Here is a 25,435-nt window from a genome sequence, read left to right as displayed (position 1 = left end):
AAAGGAGACGGCCCGCGATCGGGCGGCTCGATCAGTTTTGGTACACTTCGTCGATCGCGGCCTGGAAAGCCGCCTTGTACTTCTCGACGACGGTCGAGACCGACGTGCCGGCGTTCAGCTCGCCGACGAAATCGTAATACTTGAGGTTCGGGAACGTGTTGTGATCGAGCACGATCATGTTCGGGGCGACCATCTTGGCGTTCTCGATGTCTTCCTCGGTCGTGAAGTTCGTCTCATACGAGCCCTGGTCGGGATAGTCGTAGACGGACTCGATGTCGTGGATCTTTTCCCAGATGTACAGCAGCTGCTCCGGATGCTCGACCGCCTTCGGAATCGTCAGCGACTGGAACAGCGCCTCGGCCGAGTGGTAGCTCGTCGCGCTCGGGCCTTTCGGGAACGGCACGTAGCCCAGCTCGTAATCGGCCATGTCGGTCTTGAAGCCGCCGAATTCCCAGAGCGCGCCTGCGTACATCAGCGTGTTGCCCTGGCGGAAAAACTGCCCCGGCTCCGTCCAGTCGCCGCCTTCCGTCGGGCGGGCCAGCTTTTCGGTGGCGAGCCGGGAGATGAAGTTCAGCGACTCCAGCGTCTTCGGATCGTCGAGGTTCTGCTTCTCGCCCAGCGTGAGCGCCGCTTCGTTCGAATACAGCGCGTGGTCCATCAGGTTCGAGTTGGCGAGCCCCCATGTATCGAGCTTGCCGTCGTTGTTCGTATCCTTGTTGGAGTCCTTGATCACCTGGATGAACGCATCCCAGTTCCACGCGTCCTCGTTCACATAGTCCTGGAGAGGCTTCAGGCCGAGCTGGTTCATTAACGTCTTGTTGTAAAAGACGCCCTGCACGAGATTCGCCTGGTTGTCCGTGAAGCCGTACCCTCTGCCCTCGTACTGCATGTACTCGTCCGTCACCTTTTGATTGAACGCCCGGGAGTTTTTCGTGTACTCGTCGACCGGCCAGAGCAGATCCTGCTTGACCAGCGTCGGGATCGTATACGTCTTGCCGAGCCGGACGATATCGCCGATCGGCTCGCCGGCCAGCAGCGAGGCGACGACCTTTTGCTGGTACTCTCCGTAGTCGATCGCGACGTATTCGACCTTGAAGTTATGCTTCTTCATCAGCTCGTCGAGATTTTTCTTTTTCTGGATGTTGTCCGGATTGTCTTCCGGAATCGTCATGTCCCACCAGGAGACAATCTTGATCGTGCGGCCGCCCATGTCGAAGTCCATCTCCGGCGTCGCAAGCTCCTCCGCCTCGGCTGCGCCTTCGTTTGCCGCCGGCGAGTTGGCGCCGGCCTCGTTGACGCCTGCATTCGCGCTTTCGGAGGCCCAATTCGTCGCGCCTCCGTTCGAGCTCGAGCTGCAGGCGGTCATGGATCCTGCGATGATGAGGCTGAGAAGCAGCGGCGTCCACTTGCTTGCTTTCATGTCCATCCCCCTCGGATTTAGGATTACACAGCAAAGTGTAGCGCTTACATTTGGAGCCATCAACCTGCCTCCCTGCAGGCCCGTCACCTGCCGAACTATAGGTTTCCCGTCCCCGCGCGGCCGCTTGGAATCCGCCTCGGGAAAAAAGTAAAGGATTGGTGAGCGTCCAAAGAAATGCACGTTGTCTGCGTTCGCGGATCGCGGCCATAATAGAACCATCCTTCATGGACGCTTGAAGAATATCGCCAGAAAGCGAGGTTCTTATCGTGGTTCAGGTACTGCTTTTGGATTCCAATGCCCGCTCGAGCCAGGCCTGCAGCAGCCTGCTGGACTGGAGCCAGTACGGCCTCGAATTGAAAGCGCTTCTGCTGCCGACGGTCGAAGCGATGATGGACGCCGTCGAGCCGCTGTCCTGCTCGCTGATCCTGATCGGCATGGGCAACCCCGACTTCGGGATGGAGCTGTGCGAGCGGATCCGCCGCATCAGCCGCGTCCCGATCATCCTGCTCGGCGGAAGAGGCGATTTTCCGCTCATGCGCCGCGCGCTGGCGCTGCAGGTGAGCGACTGCATCCTGCATCCCGTGCAGGCCCGCGACCTGCACGACAGCTTGAAAGCGCTGACAAAGAGGCTCGGCATCACGGCCGGCCCAGCCGCCGCTGACGGCGCGAGCGGCGAGCATGGCGTGTCGGCCGCAGAGCCGATCATCGAGACGGTGAAGCAGTATGTGGAGCAGGAGCTGCATCACAACATCACCCTCAAGAAAATCTCCGCCCTGCTGCATTTCAACTGCGCCTATCTCGGCCAGAAGTTCAAATGCCATGTCCACATGTCCTTCAACGAATATCTGCTGCAGCAGCGGATGGAAAAGGCCAAGGCGCTGCTGGAGAAGACCGACATGCGCATCTATGAAATCGCCAAGCGGGTCGGCTACACCGAGATCGACTGGTTCTACAAGAAATTCAAGGCGTATACCGGCGCGAGCGCCAACGAATACCGCAAGCAGCTGATCGATTCGGCCTGACGGCGCAGCGAAATCGCCCGGAGCAGGCCGCCGCGCGCAGCGCCGGAACGCGGAAGAAGCTGCGGACGTCCGTCGCGTCCATCGCGCGCAGCGCCGGAACGCGGAAGAACGAGCAAGGGGCAGCGCGGCCGGGTCCGATCGACCTGGCCGCGCTGCCCTTCGCCTCCTGAACCCTCAAGTCCGATCCGTGCCGAGCACGGCGCGCAGCGCCGCCTTCGGCCGCTGCCGCTCGTCGAACAGCAGCGGCCAGTTTTTGCGCCCCCGCACCGGAAAATCGTCCAGCCACGTATAGTCGTCGGCCGCCCCCCAGAACGTGACGCCGGTGATCGTGCCGCTGTACTCGCGGAACAGGTCGAAAAACTGGCGGTACCGCTGCTCCTGCAGCCGCAGCATTTCCGCGGTCGGCTCCGCGAGATCCGCGCGCCGGTCCTGGAACGCAAATACCGATACGTCCATCTCCGTAATCTGCAGCTGCAGGCCGAGCGCGGCATAGGCTTCGATCGCGGCCCGAATGTCGTCGAGCGGCGGATCCTGCACATTCCAGTGCGCCTGCAGGCCGATGCCGTGGATCGGCGTCCCCTCGTCCAGCAGGCTGCGCACGAGCCGGCAGATCTTGTCGCGCTTGCCCGGATTGCATTCGTTGTAGTCGTTGTAGAACAGCAGCGCGTTCGGGTCCGCCGCCTGCGCGAAGCGGAACGCCTGCGCGATGTAGTCCTCTCCGATGCCCTTCAGCCAGCGCGACGGGCGCAGCAGCGCCTCGCCTTCGTCCGTCACCGCTTCATTGACGACATCCCAGCCATAGACCGTTTCCGAATAGCGGCCCACGACCTTCTCGATATGGGCCTGCATGCGCTCCAGCAGCAGCTCCCGTCCGGCCTCGCCGCCCTGCCCGTCCTCGAACACCCAGTCCGGCGTCTGGTTGTGCCAGACGAGCGTATGTCCGCGCAGCTTCATTCCATGCTCGCGGGCGAAGTCCGCGATCCGGTCGGCCTCCTCGAACGTGTACGTCCGCTCCTGCGGGTGCACGCTTGCGAACTTCATTTCATTTTCAGCCGTCAAGCTGTTGTACTGCCCGATCAGCAGCTCCTTCTGGCTGACGATCGTGCGCGAGCTGACGGCCGCGCCGATATAAAAGTCCTTTTCGAACGCGCGGGCGAGCGAGCCCTCCGCGATGTTCCTCTCCGTGCTGGCCATGGCTGGATTCCACCTTTCTTCGATTGGGCGCGCCGGTTTCAGGCGACATCCGTCATTCCGCCTCATCCGGCGGGTAAAGCACGATCCGTCCCTCTTCCAGCTCGACGCGCACCTTGCCGCAGTCCTTGAAGCCGTCCGCCTCCAGCAAGCCTGTCGGTATCTGCAGGCGGCCGGCCTTGTCGAGCACGGCATACTCCGTATGGCTGTCCTCCTCCGCCCCGCCCGCGCTCAGCAGCGCCGGCTCCTCGGCATAGGATGCCTTCCGGATCATCTCCGCCGACGTCTTGCCGTCCCGGATCTGCACGACCCGGTCTACCTTGCGGGCAAGCGCCGGGTCATGGGTGACGATGACGATCGTGATGCCGAGCGAGCGGTTGAGCGAGCGGAACAAGTCGAGCACCTGCTCGGACGTCCTGCTGTCGAGCGAGCCCGTCGGCTCGTCGGCGAGCAGCAGCTTCGGCTCGTTGGCCAGCGCGATCGCGATCGCGACGCGCTGCTGCTCTCCTCCGGACAGCTCGCTGAGCCGGTTTTTCACCCGATGGCCGAGGCCGACCGCCTCCAGCAGCCCGAGCGCGCGCTCGCGCCGCCGCTTGCCGCGAAGCAGGATCGGCAGCTCGACATTTTCCAGCGTCGTCAAATAAGGAATGAGATTGCGGGCATTGTTCTGCCAGACGAATCCGACCGTCTCCCGCTTGTACTTCACCAGCTCCTTCTCGCCGCAGGACAGCAGCGGCCGGCCGGCGACGAGCAGCTTGCCGGCGGAAGGCTTGTCGAGCCCTCCCAGCATGTTGAGCAGCGTCGATTTGCCGCTTCCCGAGTTGCCAATGATCGCCATCAGCTCCCCTTGCTCGACGATCAGGTCGAGGCCTTGCAGCGCCACGACCTCGAGGTCGGCGGTCTTGAAGATCTTGACCAGTCCTTCGCAATGGATCATCGCTTACTCCTCTCCCAGCTTGAGCGCCTGCGCGATCCGGATCCGCGACAGCCGCCAGCCCAGCACGAGCAGGCCGACGGCCAGCGTGATGCCGACGAGGCTGTACAGCTGCAAGTAATCGGCGAGCCGGTAGACGACCGTGAACGGAGGCACCTGCGCCGTCGTCGCGAACGACATCTCGAACATCGGGACGAACAGCTCGCTGGACCAGCCTCCGATGAGCACTCCGATCAACGCCGCCGCCCCCGAGGTGAGCAGCTGCTCGCTGACGAGCATGAGGATGATCTGGCGGAACGGGATGCCCATCGCTCCGAGCACGCCGTACTGGAGCGTGCGGCCCGACAGCGTGAGCAGCCAGAACAGGAGGAAGCCGAAGAAGCAGATCAGCATCGAGATGACGAAGCCGAGCGTCATGACGCCGTTGATCGCGAGCCGGAACGGATCGTTGTTCGAGACGGCCAGCTGCCGGTTCGCGTCGGTCAGTCCGGAGATGCTCAGCTTCTGCGCGGCAAGCTCGTCGTAGATGTCCTGGCTGGCCGCTCCGTCGGCCAGCTTGAGCCACACCTCGTACGGCTCGACGGCCAGCCGGTTCTGGATCGCGCTCAGATGGCCCACGACCAGATAGGGAAGCTCCTCCTTGCCGGGCTCTCCGCTTTTAAGCGGACTCCAGCTCGGCCAGTAGTCGACGATGCCGTACACCGTGAACGCCGCCTGGTCGAGCCCGTCCCAGGAGAGGCGGATCGCATCGCCCGGCTTCGCCTTCGCCTTGTCGGCGAGCGAGCGGGAGATGAGCACCGCCTTCGGATTCGGCGCGATCAGGTTCAGGTAGCTGTTGATCGGATGCTCCAGCAATCCGTCCTTCATCCACGCCGTCTCGCCGAACGACTTCGTCTCGATGCCCATCAGCGTCGTTTTCCCGCTCGTCTTTCCGGCGGCGAAGCGCGCCTTGTCGCTCCGGAACACCTTGGCGGCCGATGCGGCTCCTTCCAGATTGGCGAACGGCTCGAACGGCGGCTCCGTATACTGGACTCTGCGGTCCGTCCCGGAGCTGGCCTCCGCCTCCGGTCCAGGCTCCGCTCCGGCCATCGCCGGCGGCGGGGCGTCGCTTGCCCAGCGGGTCGACAGCGCGATATCGGCGCCTGCCGCATAGCGGATCTTGCTTTCCATATTGTCGTTGATCGTACGGGCCGCATTGGCGCTGAACAGTCCGGTCGACACCGTCATGATGAGGAACACCTGGATCGTCAAGTATTGGCCGGAGGAGCGGCTGATCTGCACGAGCGTATGGTACAGCGACGGCGGCCACCAGCGGCGGCCGGCCCGATAGAGCAGGTGGAGGAGCCAAGGATAGACGCGCAGCAGCAGCAGCCCCCCGCCAAGCGCGAACATCGCCGGCATCAGGAACAGCAGCGGATCGATCTGGAGCGCGTCCTGGTCAAGGGCGAGCCGCTTCAGATCCTCCTGACGCTTGCCGAAGTTGTAGAGCAGGTACCCCGCCAGAGCGATCAGCACGAGATCGATGCCGGTCTTGTGCCAGAACGACATCCGCGGTTGGCGGGCGCTGCGCTGCTTGTGCGCCACGATATCGACGCGGGTCGCCAGAAAGGCGGGGAAAAGCACGAGCAGGATCGCCCCGCCGACGGCAAGCGCCGCGATCCGGTAGCTGCCGCTCGTCAGGCTGACCTCCAGCGCCGAGCGCTGCACGAACTCGAGGAATCCGCCCGACGCCCCAAGCAGCTTGGTGAATCCGACGCCGACGAACGGTCCGACCGCCAGCGCGGCCGCGCCGAGCAGCATGTTCTCCGCCGCATAGGCGGCCATGATCTGCGCGCGGCTGGCGCCGCGGCTGCGCAGGACGGCGATCTCGGTCTTCTGCCGGCCGATGACGAGGTTCGCCGCCATGTAGAGGTAAAAGGCGAGCATGAGCATGACCGGCGAATAAAGCGACAGCATCGTCACGTCCAGCCGGGCCTGCTTGCCGGCATACGAAGCGACGGTCGCAGTCGCCGGCACGTTCACCTCCTCGGCGCCGAGACGGCCGCGGAAGTAGCGCTTGATGTCGGTCGCCGCTTCGAGGAAGCGGTCGATCCCGCCGATCGACAGCTGCGCATAGTCGAGGGCGTAGCGCCACTCCAGCTCCGCGACCCGCACCTTGCCGCCCGCGGTGAACTCGCGCTCGAACGTCTTGAACGGAAGGAGCAGGCTGTTCTCGGCCTGTTCCGTCAAGTAGGGAAGATAGGGATCCGCGTCGGCCGACGTCGCCACGAGCCCGACCGGCACGACCCGCAGCGGCGTCTTGTCCGGCGCCTCCGCGATCAGCTCCTCCCCCAGGCTCCGCTTGACCGAGTTCAGGAACTTCTCCGTCACCAGCGCCTCGAGCGCGCCATCCTGCCGGTCCGCCGGAAGGCGTCCTTCGACGATCCGCACCCGCTGCTCCAGGCCGGACAGCGAGGCGAACGCCCCCGCCGTCTTTTGCGTCTTTTTCTCCTGCTCGGACGCATCCGCGCCGTATACCTTCAGCTTGGGCGTGAACCGCTGCTCGTAAAACGCCTGCGCGGGCAGCCCCGTCCGCTCCGGGATCGTCCGCACGAAGCGGTCGGCGCGGCCGATCGCCTGGATCGTCTTGTCGTCCATCTTCGTGGACGAGACGGTAGTCCGGATGCGGACATAGCCCGGATACGCCGAGCTCTCGCCCTGCACGAGCTGCAGCTCCCGCTGCAGCGTCCGCTGCAGAATCGCGTCCGAGTACAGCGGCATGGAGCTGAACAGCGCGACGCACAGCGTCAGCCCGAACCACAGGTTCAGCTGCAGCCATTTGTTGCTTGCCATCTTGCGAAGGATCATCGTCCCTAGTGCCATCCGCGCCACCTCGTCTTCGAAGCCCTCCGCCGAGCCGCAGCCAGCCGCGCAGGAGCCATCAATTGTTCAGGATGACCTGCTGGCCATCCTGCAGCCCTTTGACGATCTCGACTTCCGTCGGCGTCATGAGGCCCACCTCGACGTCCACTTCCTTGCGGCGCTCCCCTTCCGCGACCTGCACGTAGAAGCGGTTCATATAGGTGCGGAGCGCCGCGCGCGGCAGCACGATCGCGTTGTCCCGCTTCTGCAGCTGGATCTCGAGCTGCGCGCTGTGCCCGACCTGAATGCCCGCCGGCGGATCGTCGATGCCGATGTAGAGCGTGACGGCGTTTTTCTCCGCCTTGGCCGGATCGGTTCCGGCCGGCACGTTGCCCGGCGCCTGCAGCACCTTGCCGGTGTAGCTCTTGCCTTTGTAGGTCAGCGAGACCGGCATGCCGGTCTCGACGGCCGCGACATCCTTGCTGCTGGACGCGGAGTACGTCAGCTGCATGTCGGCCTGGTCCGCGACGGTCAGGATCGGCTGATAGCCGTTCACCCGGTCGCCGGTCTGGAGCGTCTCCGCGAAAATGATCGTGCCGGCGATCGGCGCGAGCAGCTTCGACTTGCCGAGCCTTTCTTCCATCGCCTCCAGCGACAGCCGCTCGCGCTCCAGATCGATCTCGCGCAGGCGCAGGTCGGTCGAGCTGGCCTGCGAGGCGCGAGCCTGGCTGTAGAGCAGCTCGGCCCGCTCGACGTTCAGGCGCTGCAGCCGCGTCTGCAGCTCCAGGTCGCCGGTCTCGAGCTCGGCGAGCAGCTCGCCGGCCTTCACCTGCTGGCCGAGCTTGACCGCGATCGACCTCAGCGTGCCGGCGTCCTTGAACGACAGCGCTTTCGTGTCCGCGGACACGAACGTCGCGTTGCCCTTGAGCGAGGTCTGGATGCTGCCGCGGGCCGCTTCGACGAGATCGAGCGCTTCCTCGGCCGGCTGCACGAGCGGCGGCTGAAGCGTCGTCTCCTCGACCGGAAGCAGCGAGCAGCCGGACAGGACGAGCGCCGACAGCAGCCCGAGCGCGGCAATCCGCTGCCGCGGCGAGCGCTCAGGCTTGGCGGGCTTGACGGGCCGTTTTCGAATCAATTCGACCATCCTCCAATGCAATGACATCATCGACGAGCTCCATCATGCCGGGATCATGCGTCGTCATGAGGATCGTCATCCCGGAGCGGCGGACGAGATCCCGGAAAACCTGCATCACCTGCAGGCCCATCACGCTGTCAAGCTCCGCCGTCGGCTCGTCGGCGATCAGCAGGCTCGGCTTGTGGGCGATCGCCCTGGCGATCGCGACACGCTGCTGCTCTCCGCCGGACAGCTCGGTCGGACGATGCTTCATCCGCTCCTTCAATCCGACCCGCTCCAGCGCCTGCTCCGCCGCCTCTTTGTTCCCGGCCTTGGGCGCACCGGCGATGCGGAGTCCGAACTCGACGTTCTCATACGCGGACATGAGCGGGATCAGGCCGAACGACTGGAAGACGAGCCCGATCTCCTTGCGGCGGACCGCGCTTCGCTCGGCTCCCGAGAGCCCGGTCAGCTCCCGATCCCGCAGGAATACCTTGCCCTCGGTCGGCTCGTCGAGCGAGCCTAAAATATTGAGCAGCGTCGTCTTGCCGGAGCCCGAGCGCCCCCGCAGCGCCACCATCGATCCTTCTCGCAGCTCCAGATCGATGTCCGCCAGCGCCGTGAACGCCTGAGCCCCTTTGCCGAACACCCGCTTGATGCCCTCCGCGCGCAGGATCGGCGCTCCTGCCGCCGGCAGCGATTCGTTCTGCATCGGCATACCCCCTCAAGTTGGATTCAACCGAATCGGCTGGGATGTTCCTCTTCGAGTGTAGACCGGCTCCTCCAGCCCGACAATCGGTCAATGGACAGCGAAAGACCTTACGGATTATAGAAGTTGGGCCGCGTCACGCCGCAAAAAAACCAAGGAAGCGCTGCGCGCCTCCTTGGTCCAGGTCGAATCATTCGCTGAATTGCCAATCCAGCAGCTGCAGCAGCGGCGCATCCGGCTCGCCGCGGAATACGAGATACAAGTCATGCACGCCGTCCGCTCCCGCAACGGCCGTCGACCGCAAGCTCCACTCTCCCTCTCCCTCTTCCTCTGCCGGCACTTCCAGCCGGCCGATCAGCGCGCCGTCAGGCTGATCCAGCCGCAGCTCGATCGCCCCGGCCGCGCCATCGCTGCGTACGGTCGCGGCGAAGGCGGACGCTCCGGCGCCGAAGTCGGCGCCGGCAAGCCCGATCCAGCCGCCGTCCTCGATGGCGGCGGCCGCTCTCGCTCCGGCGAGGCGAGGAGCGGGTCCGATCGAGACGCCTGCCGTCCAGGCCGACGTGCTTCCGCTCGTGCGGACATACGGATTCAGCGCCTTGACTGCCGGCACGCCGGCAAGATCGGCCTGAATCTCGCGGATGGCTCCATTCTCGTCGAACTCCACCCGATTCAAATGCGTCGAGCGATAGCCCAGCGGCACGCCCATCGCCTTGGACAGCGTCTGCGCATGGTAGGCCATATACCAGCTGCCTGCGAACTCGAACATCGCGTGATGGTTGTTGCCGCCGACGCCGAAAAACGCCGACGGGTTTCGGAGGATCGAGCGCTCGTACGTCCAAGGCCCGGTCGGGCTGCCGCTCGTCATGTAGGCGATCTCTCCGGCAGGAGGGCTGCCCTCCTCGCGCTCTCCCGGATGGAAGTTCGAGCAGTAGGAGAAATAATAGACGCCGCCGCGCTTGTTGATGCCCGCATCCTCGAACAGATACGGCGCCCGGATCGGCTGCGCCGTGCCGACGACGCTCGTCATGTCGTCGCCGAGCTTCATGACCCGCGCCGTATCGGGCCACTGTGCCCGCCCTTCGGGGATGCCTCCGCCAAAATAGATATAGGCGCTTCCGTCCTCCTCCACCAGCACGGCCGGATCGAACAGCCAGGTCACGTCCTCCACGCCCGGCGTCGAACGGGCGATCAGCGCCTCGCCGAGCGGATCGGCCCACGGACCGGTCGGCGAATCGCCCTCCAGCACGCCGATGCCGCTCGCATTGTTCGCAAAATAAAGGAAGAAGCGTTCCTTGCCGCCGATCAGCTTGCACGCTGCGGCCGGCGCCCACGACTGGGTGGCCCAGACGGCGGCTCCGTCCTTGCCGGCGACATGGACCTCTCCATGATCGGTCCAGTTGACCAGATCGTCGGAAGAAAGGATGCCGATCCGGTCGATCCGTCCATACGTATTGTCCTTCGCGTTTCCCTGCTCGTCGCGTTCCAGAATATCGTTGGTCATGTACAAATAGACCCGTCCGCCATGGACAAGCGCATACGGATCCGCTCCGAAGCGATGGGCGACGAGCGGATTGCCGTTCGGCGGCGTCTTGCCGACCGCCTGCGCAAGCGGCCTCCGAGCGGAAGGCTCCGCTCGTTTCGTTTCCGGTTGACTCATGCTGGACCTCCTTTGAATGTGGACCTGCTGCTGCTCCTGCTTGAAAAATTGCGCCTCGCCTGCAAGCGGCTCCGCTCAGCGGGCCTGCAGGCTGTCGCGGTATTCCTGCGGCGTCAGTCCGGTCGATTTTTTGAAAAAGCGCGTGAACGAGTGGGCGGCTTCATAGCCGACCGAGCCGGCGACCTCGCGGATTTTGAGCTCTCCGTTCCGCAGCAGCTCCTTCGCTTTTTTCAGCCGGCAGCCGTCGATGTACTCGGACAGGTTCATCCCGCTCTCCTGCTTGAAGAAGCGGGACAGATACGATGGGTTGAAATAGTTGATCTCGGCCAGCCGGACGAGCGACAGATCCTCCTCCAGATGCGTCTCGATGTAACGGCAGATGCGGTCGATGACGCTGGAGGCGCGGGCGATCTCGCTGCGATGCTTCAGCTCGAACAGGCGGCCGGCCAGCTCGCGCAAGTACGCGGCCGCCTCCTTCATCGACGCATGCTCATCGAGCCGCAGCAGCTTGCGGCAGTCGCCGATGTCGCGCCCGAGTCCCCAGCGCTGGATCGCCGCATGCAGCAGGAGGGCGACCGAATAGTAGCCCTCGACGGCGCGCTCGACCTGGATCTGCGCATCCAGCAGGCCGTCCGCAAGCTCGTGGAACGCTTCAAAAAAGAGCTCCCTGCGTCCGGCTTCCAAATGGGCCGCGAGCAGCTCCGTCCGCTGCGGCAGCTTGAGGTCGTCCTTGCCGCCGTCGGCTTCATCCGGCTCGAAGCGGTCGATCAGCACGGCCGCCATGCGTCCGGACAGCTTGACCTGGAGCAGCTGGCGCAGCCGGGCCGCCTGCGGCGTGACCGACCGCCACTCCGATGGACTGCCGCCCAGCGCAAAAGCGGCCGTCAAGCCGAGCTGCTTCTGGCAGGCTTCCTGGATCAGCTCCAGCATCCCTTCCAGATAACGCGCGAAGTAGCCGTCGAACTGGCGCTCGAGCGGAACGGCTGGCTGCAGCAGCCAGACCAGCTCGCCCTGCTTCTCGACGATGCCCGCGCGGCGGCTCTGCTCCGCCAGGAACGAGTCCCAGATCCGCTCCGCCGTGCGCAGCAGGCCGCTGCGGACGCTGTATCCGCTATCGTCCGGATACGCCAGCTGCCCGACCACCACATAGACCTGCTGCTGCGGATCGAGCTTGAGCCCCGCCTTGCGGAGCTCCGCGGCGAACGCCTCGCGGTCGCTCGCATGCGCGCCGCTGTCTTGGAGCAGATGGCGGATGAACTCGGCCTGCTCCATCACCTCGAGCGCATAGAGCTGCTCGCGCGACAGCTCGACGAGCGAGCCGATCTGGCTGCTCTCGTCGACTTCGGCGACCACCTCCTCGACGACCTCGATCACCTTGCCGAATCCCTCGGTCTTGAGCAAGTAGCGGGCGCGCGGCATCTGGATCGCCTTGTAGGCGTAGTCGAATTCGCTGTAGCCGGTCAGAAAGACGATCCGGCAGCGCGGCCAGTACAGCTGGATCTCCTCCGACAGCTCCAGGCCGCTCATGCCGGGCATGCTGATGTCCGTCATCACGATGTCGAAACGCGTCCTTTTCAGCCACTCCAGCGCCTCCTTGCCGGAATAAGCCTTGCATACGTCCAGGCGGTCCGGCATCCGCATGCGGAACACCTCGTACAAGCCGTCAGTGATGATCTCTTCGTCGTCTACGATCAGCAGCCTAAGCATTTCATACCGTCTCCTTCAGCCTGATGCGGATCGCAACCTTCAGTCCGCCCAGCTCGCTTCGCGACAGGCTGAGGCCGCTGCCTTCCCCGTAGGTGAGCAGGATCCGCCGGTGGATGTTGATCATGCCGGTCATTTCATACGAGTCCGAAGAGCTGTCGAGCCGCCGGCGCAGCTCCTCGAGCAGGCTCTCCCCGATCGGCTCGCCGTTGTTCTCGACGACGATGCGCGCCTCGTCCTCTTCCCGCTCGAACGATACGCGCAGCAGCCCCTCCTCGGTCACCTTCTCCAGGCTGTGCTCGTACGCATTTTCAATGATCGGCTGGATGATCAGCCGCGGCACGCTGATCGTCCGCATCGTCTCCGGCAGCTCGCCGAACTCGACCGCGATCCGCCTGGAGAAGCGCAGCTCCTGGATCTCGGTATACATGCGGGAATGCCGCGTCTCCTCGGCCAGCGGCACAAGATCCGCTCCGCTGCGCGTGATGAAGCGGAAGTATTCGCCCAGCATGTTCGTGAACTGCTCGATCCGGTCCGTATCTCCCGTGCGCGCGAGCGAGTTGAGGATGAAAAAGCTGTTGTAGAGGAAATGCGGATTGATCTGCGACTGCAGCTGCTTGAGCTCCGCCTTCTGCATCATCAGCTTCTGCTTGAAATCCTGATCGATCAGCATCTGCAGCTTTTTCAGCATGTGGTTGAACCGATGGTACAGATAGCCGAACTCGTCTTTCTGCTCATGCTCGATCGGACTGTCCAAGGCACCGCCCTCCATCCTTCTGAAGCTCTGTACGAGAAGCAGCAACGGCTTGTGCACGAATCGATAGGTGGAATAGGCGTAAATGAGGATCGTCATCAGCGTTGCCGCCGCGAACAGCCAGGCCCAGACCTCGAATTTGCTCAGCGGCTTGGCGACCGTCTCGGCTGGCATATAGATGAAGCCCGTCAGCCCCAGCTTGGCGGAGCTGACTTTGTTGAACTGGTACTCCTTCCCGTCCAGCTCGAGCCGGAACGCGCTTGCGGACGAGCTTCGGGCGAGCGCGGCGGATTGCCTCATCATCTCGCTCGAGCCGGGATCGCTCGCGATCGCGAACGAAGATCTGTCGTCCATGACGAACGAGCCGCTCTCTTCGTAGGAATTGAGCTGTTTCATCGACTCCTTCAGACGCTCGGCATCAAGCACGATCTGGACGATGAACAGCGGCTTGCCCCCCGCTTCTCCGCTGGCCTTCGACGCCCGCAGATGGAAGGTCTGCTGCCAGGTGATGAGCCTCGTCTTCTCCTTGCCGAGCGAGGCGAGCAGATCGTCGAAGCTGCCCTGCTGGAACTCGTACACATCATGCGCTGCGGACACCGTCTTGCGGATCGAATGCAGATGGACGTACACGTCCTTGATGTACGGACTGCTGTTCTTGATCGAGGTCAGGCGCTGGATCAAATAGTTCATGCCCGCCGTCCGCTCCACGCCGTTCATCTTTTCCCAGGCGACGGCCAGCTGGTTCAGCTCGTTGTCCTGGACGAGATCGTACTGCTGGATTTCAAGCCACTCGATCTCGCGGTTCAAGTCTTCCATATAATAGGACAGCTGCGTCGTTGTCGCCCGCGAGATTTCCTCGCGGGCATTTTTCGCGCTCCAATGGTACAGGTAGACGCCGAGCGCCAGAATAGGCAGGATGACGGACAGATAAGTCAGGACGAGCCGGATGAAGATGGAGTTGCGGATGGAGTTGACCGGGAATCGAAACAAGCTGAACCCTCCGTTGCGGCCGCTCCGCCAGCAGGGCGGCCAGTCTGATTGACGGCGACATGTCCTTGGGCGGCCGGTTCAAGGCGCGTTCGATTGCCGGAGCCACTCGTTTACTTCCCTCGTCATCCTCTCTCCCCCCAGGCTGTTCCAATCCTGGACGAACCGATCGAACTCCTCGATCGGGCGGCCCAGGATGATGTTCGCATACGTCTCGATCTGCAAGTTGTACAGCACGGACTGCTTTTCGATCATCGTCGATGTCTGCGGTCCGAGAAAACGCTCGTACAGCAGCTGGTCGTTCCGGATGTACTGCTCCAGGATCGAAAAGGCGCCGTCCGGCCCGTACGTCTTTTTCCAGCCCCAGCCCGCATCGCGGTTTTCCTTGCCCGCTTCGTAGATCTCGATATACTTCTGGATCGCTTTCGCTTCCGCCTTCAGGACGGAGCGGTCTCCCGTGCTGCGGAACTGCTCCAGCTGCCGGAAAGCCTCGAGATTTTTGAGCGCCGGGTACGGCGTGACGGGCGACAGCTTCCATACCGGCTGCGGCGTGCTGTAATACTTCTCATATTCGGCCGTCTCGCCCCAGTTTTTCTCCAGATGAAGGTTGAGCAGCTTGATCAGCGCTTCCGGATGGGGGTAGTCCTTGCGTACGGCCAAGTATTGATAGGTGCCTAGCGGAAGCGGCACCCGGACCGGCTCGCTCGTCGCCGATACGATCGGGTAGGCTTGCCAGTCCGACTCCGGGTCCTTGGAGCGGCTCGCCTGCGCGAGGAACGAGCCCCACTGCTCGCCATAAAACAGGCCGATCTTGCCGTCTGCGATCAGCTTCTCTTCCTGCACGCTGTTTTTGAAGCCGAACTCCGGATCGATCTGCCCGTCCTTGTACAGCCGCTGCAGCACCAGGAGCGCTTCCCGCATTTGCGGCTGGATGCCGCCGTAGACGAGCTGGCCGTCCTCGTCCTCGAGCCACATCGTCGGATAGGCTTCGTAGCCGGCCAGCAGTCCGCTGATTCCCATCAGAGGCGCCAGCAGGCTGCGGGTCAGGGCGATGCCGTACGTATCGTCGCGGCCGTTTCCGTCCGGATCTCTTTCTGTAAACGCTTTCGATATTTCCAGCAGATCGTTCATCGTTCGCGGCGGATCCAGCTCCAGCCGATCCAGCCAGTCCTTGCGGATCCAGATGTATTTCGCGCCCTCGATCGACGAGCCCGTAGCCGGGATCGCCATCAGCTTGCCGTCGATCGTCGCCCGTTGGAACGGGGCGCTGCCTTCCTGGTTCAGAATCGTTTTGGTGAATGGCGAGGCATATTGGTCATAGACCTCCGTCAGCTCCTGGATCAAGCCTTCGTTGTGGAGCGTCCGCAGCTGCTCCGCATTGACCTTGACGACATCCGGAATCGCTCCGGAAGCGAGCGCACCTCCCAGCTTCTGGTCATAGAGATCTCCTTTGGATACCCATTCGTACCGGATGCGTATGCCTAGCTCGTCTTCATACAAACGGGTCCAGCGGTTGTCCTCGAGCGTTTCTCCCGGCAGCTTCAGGATCAGGTCGTCCTCGGTCATGCGGACGAAGCTCAGCTCGATCGGGAGCGGCTCGATCCCTTCCGTCGGCTCTTCCGAAGCGACAGGCTTTACGGTTCCATTCGAATTGGCGTCGCATGACAGCAACACCTGAAGCAGCGCAAGCGCAGCCAGTCCCAGCTTTCCTTTGCTCCGACTCGCGACCTTCACCTGCTGCAGCCCCTTTCAAGGAAGAGTGGACAGAGATCTGCCTTTATTATCCGAGCCCTTTCGGCCCGCAACAACATCCATCTCTTGTTTTCGTTACCCGTTCTTTACCTGAAAGCGATTCCTCGCCGGAACGGGAAAAAGCGCCCGATCGCTCAGGCGCTTGCAGAATAGGCTCCGAATCAAGGAAGCATGCTGCTTCCCATCAAATACTTGTCGACCTCGCGAGCCGCCTCGCGCCCCTCGTTGATCGCCCAGACGACAAGGCTCTGGCCGCGGCGCATATCCCCGGCGGCGAACACCTTGTCGACGCTCGTCCGGTATTCGCCGTAGCGGGCTTTGACGTTCGTGCGGCGGTCCTGCTCGACCTCGAACGCCTGCACAAGCGTGTTCTCCGGCCCTTCGAAGCCGACCGCGATGAACACGAGATCCGCCGGCCAGATCTTTTCCGTGCCGGGAATCTCTTTGTAGATCTTGCGGCCGGTCTCGTCGACGATCCGTTCGATCTGGACGGTGTGGAGCTCCTTGAGTTGGCCGTTCTCGTCGCCGACGAACTTCTTGGTCAGGACGGAGAACGCGCGCGGGTCTTCGCCGTACAGCGCCTTCGCTTCTTCGTGGGCATAGTCCAGCGTGTACACGTTCGGGAACTGCGGCCACGGATTCGTGATCGGATCGCGCTGCAGCGGGGCCTTGGCATGCGTGCCGAACTGCGTGACCGACTTGCAGCCGTGGCGCAGAGCCGTCGCGACGCAGTCCGTGCCGGTATCGCCGCCGCCGATGACGATGACGTCCTTGTCCTTGGCGGAGATGTAGTTGCCGTCCTCCAGGCCGGAGTCGAGGTAGCTCTTGATCGTGCCGTTCAGGTAGTCCATCGCCATATGCACGCCGTTCAGATCGGAGCCTTCGATGTCGACGCCGCGGGCTTTCGTCGCGCCGCCGCACAGGACGATCGCGTCGAAGCCTGCCAGCAGCTCCTCGGCCGCGATATCCTTGCCGATCTCCGTATTCGTCACGAAGTCGACGCCCTCGGCTTCGAGCAGATCGACTCGCCGCTGCACGATCCCCTTGTCGAGCTTCATCGTCGGGATGCCGTACGTCAGCAAGCCGCCGATGCGGTCCGCGCGCTCGTACACCGTCACCGTGTGGCCGGCTTTGTTGAGCTGCGCGGCGCAAGCCATGCCGGCAGGTCCGGAGCCGACGACGGCGACCTTTTTGCCCGTGCGGAGCTGAGGCGGCTGCGGTACGACCCAGCCCTCGTCGAAGCCGCGGTCGATGATTGCCTGCTCGATCGTCTTGATCGTGACGGCATCGCCGATGAGGCCGACCGTGCACGAGCCCTCGCATGGCGCCGGACAGACGCGTCCGGTGAATTCCGGGAAATTGTTCGTCTTGTGCAGGCGCTCCAGCGCCTCGCGCCACAAGCCGCGATAGATGAGGTTGTTCCACTCGGGAATCAGGTTGTTGACCGGGCAGCCCGACGCCCCTCCGGCCAGCTCCATGCCCGTATGGCAATACGGGGTGCCGCAGTCCATGCAGCGGGAGCCTTGCGTCCGAAGCTGATCGTCCGGCAAATGCTTGTGGAACTCGTCCCAATCCTTGATTCTTTCCAGCGGACTGCGGTCTGCCGGCAGCTCGCGTTTATATTCCATGAACCCAGTTGGTGTCGACATCTTTCCCCATTCCTCCATCCTTTAGGTCCCGCTCCGTCTCTCTGTCACCGTTCTTCGGATGCAAGACCCGATGCGTCGCTACATAATATTGCATTCCAGCGCATACTTTGTACAACATCGTAGCATTGTTTCACAACTTAGCATAATGGAGTATGCGTACAATCATTTGCACTTTGTCGCATAACAGCGGCATAGAGATTACGAATTGCGCGCAGGCGCTGTTCGAATATACGTTTGGAAGGCGTAGGTCTCGCCTGCCGGTCCCTTTTCGAGACCGGCCGCGGAATCCGCGAGCTCCCACTCGCCGTCCGGCAGCTCAGGGAAGTAAGCGTCGCCGCCTCCGTAGGAGCGGTCGATCTCCGTCAGCAGCAGACGGTCCGCGCGGCCGAGCAGCAGACGGTAGATCTGCTCGCCGCCGATGACCATCAGCTCCTGCTCTCCGGCGACGGCTTGCAGCGCCTCCTCCGGCGTCCGGAACAGCTCCACGCCATCCGGTGCCTCGCCGCCGCCGCGGGTCAGCAGCAGGTTGCGCCTGCCCTTCAGCGGACGGCTGCCGAACGACTCGAACGTCTTGCGTCCCATCAGCACCGGCTTGCCCATCGTCTGCTCCTTGAAAAAGCGCATGTCCTCCGGCAGCTTCCACGGCAGGTCGTTGCCGCGCCCGATCAGCCGATCGCGGTCCATGCACGCGATCATCGTGATCCTCATACCGACACCTCGGCCTTGATCGTCGGATGATGCTCGTAGCCGACGATCTCGAAGTCCTCGTAGCGGTAGTCGAAGATGCTCGCCGGCTTGCGCTTCAGCACGAGCTGCGGCAGCGGATGCGGCTCGCGCGTCAGCTGCAGCTTGACCTGCTCGAGATGATTCGCATAAATATGCACGTCGCCTCCGGAATAAATGAGCTCTCCGGGCGCCAGATCGCATTGCTGCGCGATCATATGCGTCAGCATCGCATACTGGGCGATGTTGAACGGCAAGCCGAGGAACGTGTCCGAGGAGCGCATCGTGAACATGCAGCTCAGCTTGCCTCCGCTGACCTGGAACTGGAACACGAAATGGCAAGGCGGCAGCTTCATGCCGTCGACTTCGCCGACGTTCCAGGCGCTCACCATATGGCGGCGCGAGTCCGGATTCGTGCGAATCGACTCGACGACCGCAGCGATCTGGTCATGGACGCGGCCGTCCTTGCCTTCCCAAGCGCGCCACTGCGAGCCGTATACCGGACCGAGGTCACCGTTCTCGTCCGCCCACTCGTTCCAGATGCGGACGCCGTTTTCCTGCAGGTACTTCACGTTCGTCTCGCCGCTCAGAAACCAGAGCAGCTCGTGGATGATCGATTTGACATGTACCCGCTTCGTCGTGACGAGCGGAAAGCCCTTGGACAAGTCGAACCGCAGCTGCCGACCGAATACGGCGATCGTGCCGGTTCCCGTTCGATCGGAACGCTCCGTCCCGTTGTCCAGGATATCCTGCAGCAGCTCCAAATAATTTTTCATCGGTTACCCCCTAGCTCAGGACCGGCCGAACGGCCTGATGCCCCTCTATCTCGCGAACCTTTCTGTTAGTTTACCATCTTAAAGGCTCGTTTGTCTCTTATTTGTCTCTTCGTGCGGAACAAAATCAGCGGGACTCGGAATGCCGGAACCGGAATCCGAATCCGGCATTCGAATCCACAGCCGCTTCGCGGAGCGGGGACTCGTTCCGATCTCCCTGAAGCCCAGATTCCTTTGAATGTACTCTTCCGAAGCGGAAGGAATCCGGCCTTCAAGGGAACCGCTGACGCTTCTCCACGAGCCCCCGTCCGTCTTCGCTTTTTGGTTTCACTTCGCCTACGGCTCGCTTGAATGATTTACGCAAGCAAATCCGTTGCTCGCACATTGAGGACCGAAAGCTGCATCCGCATCGCGTAGCGCAGAACGGAAACTGCTATCGCTTTGCCGAATGGAAACTGAAACCGGCATCCGCTTCGCGAGCGGGGCTCGTTCCGATCTCCCTGAAGCCCAGATTCCTTTGAATGTACTCTTCCGAAGCGGAAGGAATCCGACCTTCAAGGGAACCGCTGACGCTTCTCCACGAGCCCCCGTCCGTCTTCGCTCTTTGGTTTCGCTCTTTAAGTTCGCTCGGTGCCTTCGCTCATCACCACTAGGCCCGTCACCAATAAAATCAGTTAGATGCTAATGCCGAACCCACCCTCGCTCCGCTTCGTAGTGACTCGTTCCGATCTCGATGCCCCCAGGATTTCTTTTATCGCATTTTCCAGAACCTTCGAAAGCTTCAATAACGAGCTGGAAAAACTGCAACCCGAATAAATCGGGTTAGAGTTTCTCGCAAGATCGTCTTTTAGGCCCTAACCGGAATAAATCGGGTTACAGCGACTCGACAGCCCGTATTTCAAACTGCAACCCGAATAAATCGGGTTAGAGCTTCTCGCAAGCCCGTATTTCAGACTCTAACCCGATTAAATCGGGTTACAACTGCTCGAACACCCGTCTTTCAAGCTCCAACCCGAATAAATCGGCTTACAGTTACTCACATGCCCGTCTTTTAGGCTGTAACCCGAACAAATCGGGTTACAGCCGCTTGCAAGCCCGTCTTTTAGAATCTAACCGATACGCCTGCCTGCCGGAGTTACTTGAATTGACCTCACAGCTCCGACCGCTTCGGCCTACGCTTGACCGAGTTACTCGGTTTTTCCGTGCAACTCCTTCTGGTTCCGCCCCTGCTTGCTCCAGTTACTCGGTTTTTCCGCGCAACTCCGCCGGTTCGGCTCCCGCTTGCCCGAGTTACTCGGTTTTTCCGCGCAACTCCGGCCGGTTCGGCACCTGCTTGCTCGAGTTACTCGGTTTTTCCGTGCAACTCCTTCTGGTTCCAGTTAAGTCCATATAATTGTGTAAAATGCTCCTGACCATAAAAAGAAAAGCCATGGTAGGACTCTCGGTTAGAATGGAAGTTGTCGAGACCAACATTCCAAGGAGAGTGCCTACACATGACTCCATACCAGATTACCGTAGATCAGGACATTTTGCACCAGCTGTTTATCGGAACCGATCGGGACGCGGGAGTGGCCCGCTTGCTGGAGACGGTGCTGAATCAGGTGCTGACAGCCCAGGCGACGGATCAGCTGGCGGCGCAGACGTACGAGCGCACCAGCGAGCGCAAGGGCTACCGCAACGGCAGCTACGAGCGCGACGTCATTACCCGCGCTGGCAGCGTCACCTTGCGCGTCCCCCGGTTTCGGGACGGCTCCTTTTCTACCGAGCTTTTCGCCCGGTATCAGCGCAGCGAGCAAGCGCTGGTTCTCTCGCTCATGGAAATGGTCATCAACGGCGTGTCGACGCGCAAGGTGACCAAAATCACCGAGGAGCTGTGCGGAACCGAGTTCTCCAAGTCAACAGTCAGCCACCTGTGCAAGCAGCTGGACCCGGCTGTCCACGACTGGAACAACCGCTCTCTGGCCGACCACGCCTTCCCCTTCATCACCATCGATGCGATCTACGTGAAGGTGCGTGAAGAAGGCCGTATCTGTTCTCGAGGCGTTCTGGTGGGCTACGGCGTGAACGACCAAGGCCGGCGTGAGATTCTGGGCCTGCGCGTCGACGACACCGAGTCGGAGGAGAGCTGGGGCGCCTACTTCCGCTGGCTGAAGGAGCGCGGCCTGCACGGCGTGGAGCTCGTGACGAGCGACTACCATGGCGGGCTGGTCAAGGCCATCGAGAAGGAGTTTCAAGGGGTCTCGTGGCAGCGGTGCCAGACGCACTTCATCAAGAACGTGCTGAACGCAGCGCCCAAAGCGCTCCAAAGCGAAATCAAGAGTCGCGTCCGATCGATCTTCGATGCGCCCGACATGAAGACGGCTCGTTCCTATCTCGAACAGACGCTTGAGGCGTATGCCGAGACAGCACCCAAAGCGATGAAAATACTGGAGGACGGGTTCGAGGACGCCGTCGCGGTGCTGGCCTTCCCGGAGGCCTACCGCGTGCGGCTGCGCACCTCCAACGGCATGGAGCGCCTGAACGGGGAGATCCGCAGGCGCGAGACGGTCATCCGCATCTTTCCCAATCGCGCTTCCGTCCTTCGCCTCATCGGAGCCATGCTCATGGAAGAGAACGAGTACTGGATGACGAAGAAGCCGTACATGGACATGACGGACTTCAAGGCGTGGAAGAAGCAGAAAGCCACTCAGGGCGCCGGCTCGGAGGAGCAGGAAACCAGCACCACCATGACGGAAGCGACGGACAGCCTTTAAACCCAATTCCATTTTTTACCGAGAAGTGTTTTTACACACAATTATGGACTTGACCTCTGGTTCCGCCCCTGCTTGCTCGAGTTACTCGGTTTTTCCGCGCAACTCCGACCGGTTGATCCTCCATTCGTCGAGACGAGGGAGTCAAACGTTCTTCGGATCGGGCGAGCGATTTCGATATGCGACCAAGTCGTTACAGCCTGGGGCACTTCCAGCAAGCTGAGAGCTGCTTGCTGACTCTTTCCGCAGCGCCCGTTCATGCTGCCGAGTGCCGAGTATGCGGGAAAGGCGAAGCTGATGGAAAAGGCAAAGCGGAGCGAGACGATGCCTTTCGGTGAAGCGGCAGCGGTCCTCTTGGAAGACGGATGGCCTCCGCCTAGGAGGTCGGGCAATCCGGGCATCCGGCTTCCAGTGGAATCGGAGAAAGGCTCGGCTCGCGCAGCGATGCGCCTGTCCCTAGCCCGCTTTCCGACTCCCGGTCGAGAAAGGCTCGGCTCGCGCAGCGGTTCGCCTGTCCCTAGCCCGCTTTCCGGCTCCCGGTCGAGAAAGGCTCGGCTCGCGCAGCGGTTCGCCTGTCCAAAGCCCCCCTTCTCCGGACGGAGAACGAATGGCACGGCTCGCTGAGCCGCTAGACGGCCCATAAAAAAAGCCGGCCCCAGAAAGGGCCGGCCTGAAAAGCGCGATCTTACTTGACAAACGTATGGATCGGATGGCCGAGCGCGACTTCCGCCGCGTCCAGCGTGATCTCGCCGAGCGTCGGATGCGCGTGGATCGTCAGCGCGATGTCCTCGAGCGTAGCGCCCATCTCGATCGCGAGGCCGAGCTCGGAGATCATGTTGGACGCTTCGATGCCCGCGATGTGGGCGCCGAGCACGAGGCCGCTGTCTTTGTCGGCGACGAGCTTCACGAAGCCTTCCGTCGCGTTGAGGGACAGGGCGCGGCCGTTGGCGACAAACGGGAACTTGCCGACCTTGACGTTGTAGCCTTTGTCCTTCGCTTCCTTCTCCGTCAGACCGACGCTGGCGCACTCCGGATCGGAGAAGCAGACGGCCGGCATGCACTTGTAGTCGACTTTGCTCGGCTGTCCGCCGATGACTTCAGCCGCGACGCGGCCTTCGTACATCGCCTTGTGCGCGAGCGCAGGGCCGGCAACGATGTCGCCGATCGCGAAGATATGCGGGATGCTCGTGCGTCCTTCGTCGTTGACTTCGACGAGGCCGCGGTCCGTCATCTTGATGTTGATCAGGTCGAGGCCGAGCTCTCCGTCCGTATTCGGACGGCGTCCGACCGTGACGAGCAGGTAATCAGCCGTCACCGTCTGCTCCTTGCCGTCGACCGTGTACGTCACGGTGACGTCCTTGTCGGTCTGCTCGGCGCTCTTCGCTTGCGCGTTCGTGATGATTTCCGCGCCTTTGGCTTTGAGCTTCTTGGCCACGAGCTGGGACATGTCCTTGTCGAAGCCGGCCAGGATCGAGTCGAGGCCTTCGATGATCGTCACCTTCGTGCCGAACTTGCTGTACATCTGGCTCAGCTCGACGCCGATGTAGCCGCCGCCGATGACGGCCAGGCTCTTCGGAATCTCAGGCAGCGACAGCGCGCCCGTGGAGGAGACGATGCGTCCGCCGAACGGGAATGCCTTCAGCTCGATCGGGCGGGAGCCCGTCGCGATGATGCAGTTCTTGAAGCGGTAGCGCGGAGCTTCCTGATCGTTGAAGACACGCGCTTCGTTTTCGTTGATGAACATCACTTCGCCGGCGAAGTATTGCACCTTGTTGGCTTTGAGCAGGCTGGCTACGCCGCCCGTCAGCTTTTTCACGACTCCGCCCTTGAAGTCCTGGATCTTGCTCCAGTCGACCTTGACGTCGCCTGCCGTGATGCCGATCGCTTCGGCATGGCTGACGGTGTCATATTGATGGGAAGCGGAGATAAGGGCTTTGGAAGGAATGCAGCCGACGTTCAGGCACACGCCGCCGACATGTTCCTTCTCCACGCAAAGCACGCTTTGGCCAAGCTGGGCTGCGCGAATCGCAGCCACATATCCGCCGGGACCGGCGCCGATGACCAGTGTATCGATATCGAGAGATGCGTCTCCTACTACCATGAGCTTATACCTCCATGATTAGCAGCTGCGGGTCGGCCAGAAGCTGCTTGATGTAGTTCAGGAAATTCTGAGCCGTCGCGCCGTCGATGAGACGGTGGTCGAAGCTGAGGGACAGGGCCATGACGGAAGCGGCGACGATCTCGCCGTTCTTGACGACCGGCTTGTCGGCGATGCGGCCGACGCCGAGGATGGCCACTTCAGGGAAGTTGATGATCGGCGTGAAGAACATGCCGCCGGCGGAGCCGATGTTCGTGATGGAAATCGTGCTGCCTTTGAGCTCGGCGCCGGACAGCTTGCCGTCGCGGCCGCGAGCGGCGAGGTCGCTGATGGAGCTGGCGATCGTCCAGACGTTCTTGCGGTCCGCATGCTCGATGACCGGCACGATCAGGCCGTTGTCGGTATCGGTCGCGATGCCGATGTTGTAGTACTTGCGCAGAACGATCTCCTGCGCTTCCTCGTCGAGCATCGAGTTCATGATCGGGAACTCGCGCACGGCGGCGACGAGCGCTTTGACGATGAACGGCAGGTACGTCAGCTTGACGCCTTTCTTCTCGGCGACCGGCTTCGCTTTTTTGCGCAGCTCGACGAGCGCGGTCACGTCCACTTCGTCCATCAGCGTCACGTGAGGAGCGGTGTACGCCGACTTCGTCATCGCGTTGGAGATGATCTTGCGGATGCCTTTGAACGGCAGGCGCTCTTCCGGACGGTCTCCGCCTTGGCTGGCGACCGGAGCGGACTTGGCTTCGCCTGCGCCTTTTGCCGCGACAGCGGCATTGTCGGAAGCGGCTGCCGCCGGAGCGGACGCGCCGCCTGCGGCTGCCTTCTCGATGTCCTCGCGAGTGATGCGGCCGTTTTTGCCAGTGCCTTGCACGGACGCGATATCCACGCCTTTTTCGCGGGAGAACTTGCGCACGCTAGGCGTAGCGAGCACTTGGCCTTTGGCGGCCGGAGCCGCTGCAGGAGCGGATGCCGGAGCCGCGTCCTTCGCCGTCACTTCGGCGTCGGCCTTGACTGCGCCCGGAGCGACGTTCTGCGCTTCGTCCTTGGCGACTTCCTTCGCGCTGTCCTCGCTCGGAGCGGCGCCTTCCGGCAGATCGCCCTCGGCGTCGATGACGGCTACGACGTCGCCGACATGGCATACCTGGCCGTCCTTGGCAAGAACCTCGAGCACCGTGCCGTTGACCGGGCAAGGAACCTCTACGACGGCCTTGTCGTTCTGCACTTCCATAATGATGTCGTCGTCGGTGACCTTGTCTCCGACCTTGATGTGGATCTTGATGATTTCGCCTTCATGAAGGCCTTCGCCCAGCTCTGGGAACCGGTATTCAAACTTGGCCACGAGGTGAACCTCCTT

Annotated in this window: 17 protein-coding genes; 2 read left to right on the top strand and 15 right to left on the bottom strand. The window is 62.3% G+C overall.

What is annotated here, in order from left to right; genetic code table 11:
- Positions 1-31: 31 nt before the first annotated feature.
- On the bottom strand, positions 32-1,420 hold the full coding sequence (locus GE073_RS12405; RefSeq protein ID WP_153783548.1) for an ABC transporter substrate-binding protein: 1,389 nt from the start codon (positions 1,418-1,420) through the stop codon (positions 32-34).
- Positions 1,421-1,686: 266 nt separating this feature from the next.
- On the opposite strand from GE073_RS12405, the gene GE073_RS12400 reads away from it, so the two are divergent.
- The gene (locus GE073_RS12400) at positions 1,687-2,442 is read left to right on the top strand and encodes a helix-turn-helix domain-containing protein (protein ID WP_153783547.1); all 756 of its coding nucleotides are present in this window, start codon (positions 1,687-1,689) and stop codon (positions 2,440-2,442) included.
- A gap of 174 nt (positions 2,443-2,616) precedes the next feature.
- On the opposite strand, the gene GE073_RS12395 is transcribed toward GE073_RS12400, so the two are convergent.
- The 12 genes from GE073_RS12395 to thyA all read right to left on the bottom strand — a co-directional run bounded on the left by GE073_RS12395 (position 2,617) and on the right by thyA (position 19,233).
- Positions 2,617-3,636 carry an endo-1,4-beta-xylanase gene (locus GE073_RS12395; protein WP_153783546.1) on the bottom strand — a complete coding sequence of 340 codons (1,020 nt, stop codon included), beginning with the start codon at positions 3,634-3,636 and terminating at the stop codon, positions 2,617-2,619.
- A gap of 52 nt (positions 3,637-3,688) precedes the next feature.
- A complete protein-coding gene (locus tag GE073_RS12390) occupies positions 3,689-4,570 on the bottom strand; it encodes an ABC transporter ATP-binding protein (protein WP_028597682.1) in 882 nt (293 codons plus the stop codon).
- A gap of 3 nt (positions 4,571-4,573) precedes the next feature.
- Positions 4,574-7,429: an ABC transporter permease gene (locus GE073_RS12385; RefSeq protein ID WP_153783545.1), complete on the bottom strand. Its 2,856-nt coding sequence runs from the start codon at positions 7,427-7,429 to the stop codon at positions 4,574-4,576.
- A gap of 58 nt (positions 7,430-7,487) precedes the next feature.
- Entirely contained in the window at positions 7,488-8,543 is a 1,056-nt protein-coding gene (locus GE073_RS12380; protein WP_228551454.1) for an efflux RND transporter periplasmic adaptor subunit, read from the bottom strand.
- The gene (locus GE073_RS12375) at positions 8,506-9,234 is read right to left on the bottom strand and encodes an ABC transporter ATP-binding protein (RefSeq protein WP_373864107.1); all 729 of its coding nucleotides are present in this window, start codon (positions 9,232-9,234) and stop codon (positions 8,506-8,508) included. The genes GE073_RS12380 and GE073_RS12375 overlap by 38 nt, the downstream gene beginning before the upstream one ends.
- A 187-nt stretch (positions 9,235-9,421) precedes the next feature.
- Entirely contained in the window at positions 9,422-10,888 is a 1,467-nt protein-coding gene (locus GE073_RS12370; RefSeq protein ID WP_153783543.1) for a glycoside hydrolase family 43 protein, read from the bottom strand.
- Between the two features lie 75 nt (positions 10,889-10,963).
- The gene (locus GE073_RS12365; protein ID WP_153783542.1) at positions 10,964-12,595 is read right to left on the bottom strand and encodes a response regulator transcription factor; all 1,632 of its coding nucleotides are present in this window, start codon (positions 12,593-12,595) and stop codon (positions 10,964-10,966) included.
- Between the two features lies 1 nt (position 12,596).
- Positions 12,597-14,336: a sensor histidine kinase gene (locus GE073_RS12360; protein WP_101809125.1), complete on the bottom strand. Its 1,740-nt coding sequence runs from the start codon at positions 14,334-14,336 to the stop codon at positions 12,597-12,599.
- Positions 14,337-14,414: 78 nt separating this feature from the next.
- Positions 14,415-16,067, bottom strand: a complete 1,653-nt coding sequence (locus GE073_RS12355) for an extracellular solute-binding protein (protein ID WP_228551452.1) — start codon at positions 16,065-16,067, stop codon at positions 14,415-14,417.
- A 179-nt stretch (positions 16,068-16,246) separates the two neighbouring features.
- Positions 16,247-17,734 (bottom strand): glutamate synthase subunit beta, encoded by a 1,488-nt coding sequence (locus GE073_RS12350; RefSeq protein WP_153783541.1) that lies wholly within the window; start codon positions 17,732-17,734, stop codon positions 16,247-16,249.
- 198 nt (positions 17,735-17,932) lie between these two features.
- Complete coding sequence (locus GE073_RS12345) at positions 17,933-18,442, bottom strand: dihydrofolate reductase (protein WP_028597675.1); 510 nt, start codon at positions 18,440-18,442, stop codon at positions 17,933-17,935.
- Positions 18,439-19,233, bottom strand: a complete 795-nt coding sequence (gene thyA, locus GE073_RS12340; protein WP_153783540.1) for a thymidylate synthase — start codon at positions 19,231-19,233, stop codon at positions 18,439-18,441. The genes GE073_RS12345 and thyA overlap by 4 nt, the downstream gene beginning before the upstream one ends.
- A gap of 1,490 nt (positions 19,234-20,723) precedes the next feature.
- On the opposite strand from thyA, the gene GE073_RS12335 reads away from it, so the two are divergent.
- On the top strand, positions 20,724-21,983 hold the full coding sequence (locus GE073_RS12335) for an IS256 family transposase (RefSeq protein WP_153783539.1): 1,260 nt from the start codon (positions 20,724-20,726) through the stop codon (positions 21,981-21,983).
- A 682-nt stretch (positions 21,984-22,665) separates the two neighbouring features.
- Here GE073_RS12335 and lpdA read toward each other — a convergent pair.
- Complete coding sequence (gene lpdA / locus GE073_RS12330) at positions 22,666-24,081, bottom strand: dihydrolipoyl dehydrogenase (protein ID WP_028597673.1); 1,416 nt, start codon at positions 24,079-24,081, stop codon at positions 22,666-22,668.
- Positions 24,082-24,085: 4 nt separating this feature from the next.
- Entirely contained in the window at positions 24,086-25,420 is a 1,335-nt protein-coding gene (locus tag GE073_RS12325) for a dihydrolipoamide acetyltransferase family protein (RefSeq protein ID WP_028597672.1), read from the bottom strand.
- Positions 25,421-25,435: the final 15 nt, after the last annotated feature.

The sequence above is a fragment of the Paenibacillus sp. B01 genome, from assembly GCF_009649995.1.
Lineage (GTDB): Bacteria > Bacillota > Bacilli > Paenibacillales > Paenibacillaceae > Paenibacillus_O > Paenibacillus_O pasadenensis.
Note: the sequence above shows the minus strand (reverse complement) of the source record. Positions and strands in the feature narration are given on the sequence as shown.

Coding starts and splice junctions, on each gene's coding strand:
- GE073_RS12385 (WP_153783545.1), bottom strand. CDS start 7,429: ATGGCACTAGGGACGATGATCCTTCGCAAGATGGCAAGCAACAAATGG.
- GE073_RS12335 (WP_153783539.1), top strand. CDS start 20,724: ATGACTCCATACCAGATTACCGTAGATCAGGACATTTTGCACCAGCTG.
- GE073_RS12365 (WP_153783542.1), bottom strand. CDS start 12,595: ATGCTTAGGCTGCTGATCGTAGACGACGAAGAGATCATCACTGACGGC.
- GE073_RS12390 (WP_028597682.1), bottom strand. CDS start 4,570: ATGATCCATTGCGAAGGACTGGTCAAGATCTTCAAGACCGCCGACCTC.
- GE073_RS12345 (WP_028597675.1), bottom strand. CDS start 18,442: ATGAGGATCACGATGATCGCGTGCATGGACCGCGATCGGCTGATCGGG.
- GE073_RS12370 (WP_153783543.1), bottom strand. CDS start 10,888: ATGAGTCAACCGGAAACGAAACGAGCGGAGCCTTCCGCTCGGAGGCCG.
- thyA (WP_153783540.1), bottom strand. CDS start 19,233: ATGAAAAATTATTTGGAGCTGCTGCAGGATATCCTGGACAACGGGACG.
- GE073_RS12375 (WP_373864107.1), bottom strand. CDS start 9,234: ATGCAGAACGAATCGCTGCCGGCGGCAGGAGCGCCGATCCTGCGCGCG.
- GE073_RS12405 (WP_153783548.1), bottom strand. CDS start 1,420: ATGAAAGCAAGCAAGTGGACGCCGCTGCTTCTCAGCCTCATCATCGCA.
- GE073_RS12350 (WP_153783541.1), bottom strand. CDS start 17,734: ATGTCGACACCAACTGGGTTCATGGAATATAAACGCGAGCTGCCGGCA.
- lpdA (WP_028597673.1), bottom strand. CDS start 24,081: ATGGTAGTAGGAGACGCATCTCTCGATATCGATACACTGGTCATCGGC.
- GE073_RS12395 (WP_153783546.1), bottom strand. CDS start 3,636: ATGGCCAGCACGGAGAGGAACATCGCGGAGGGCTCGCTCGCCCGCGCG.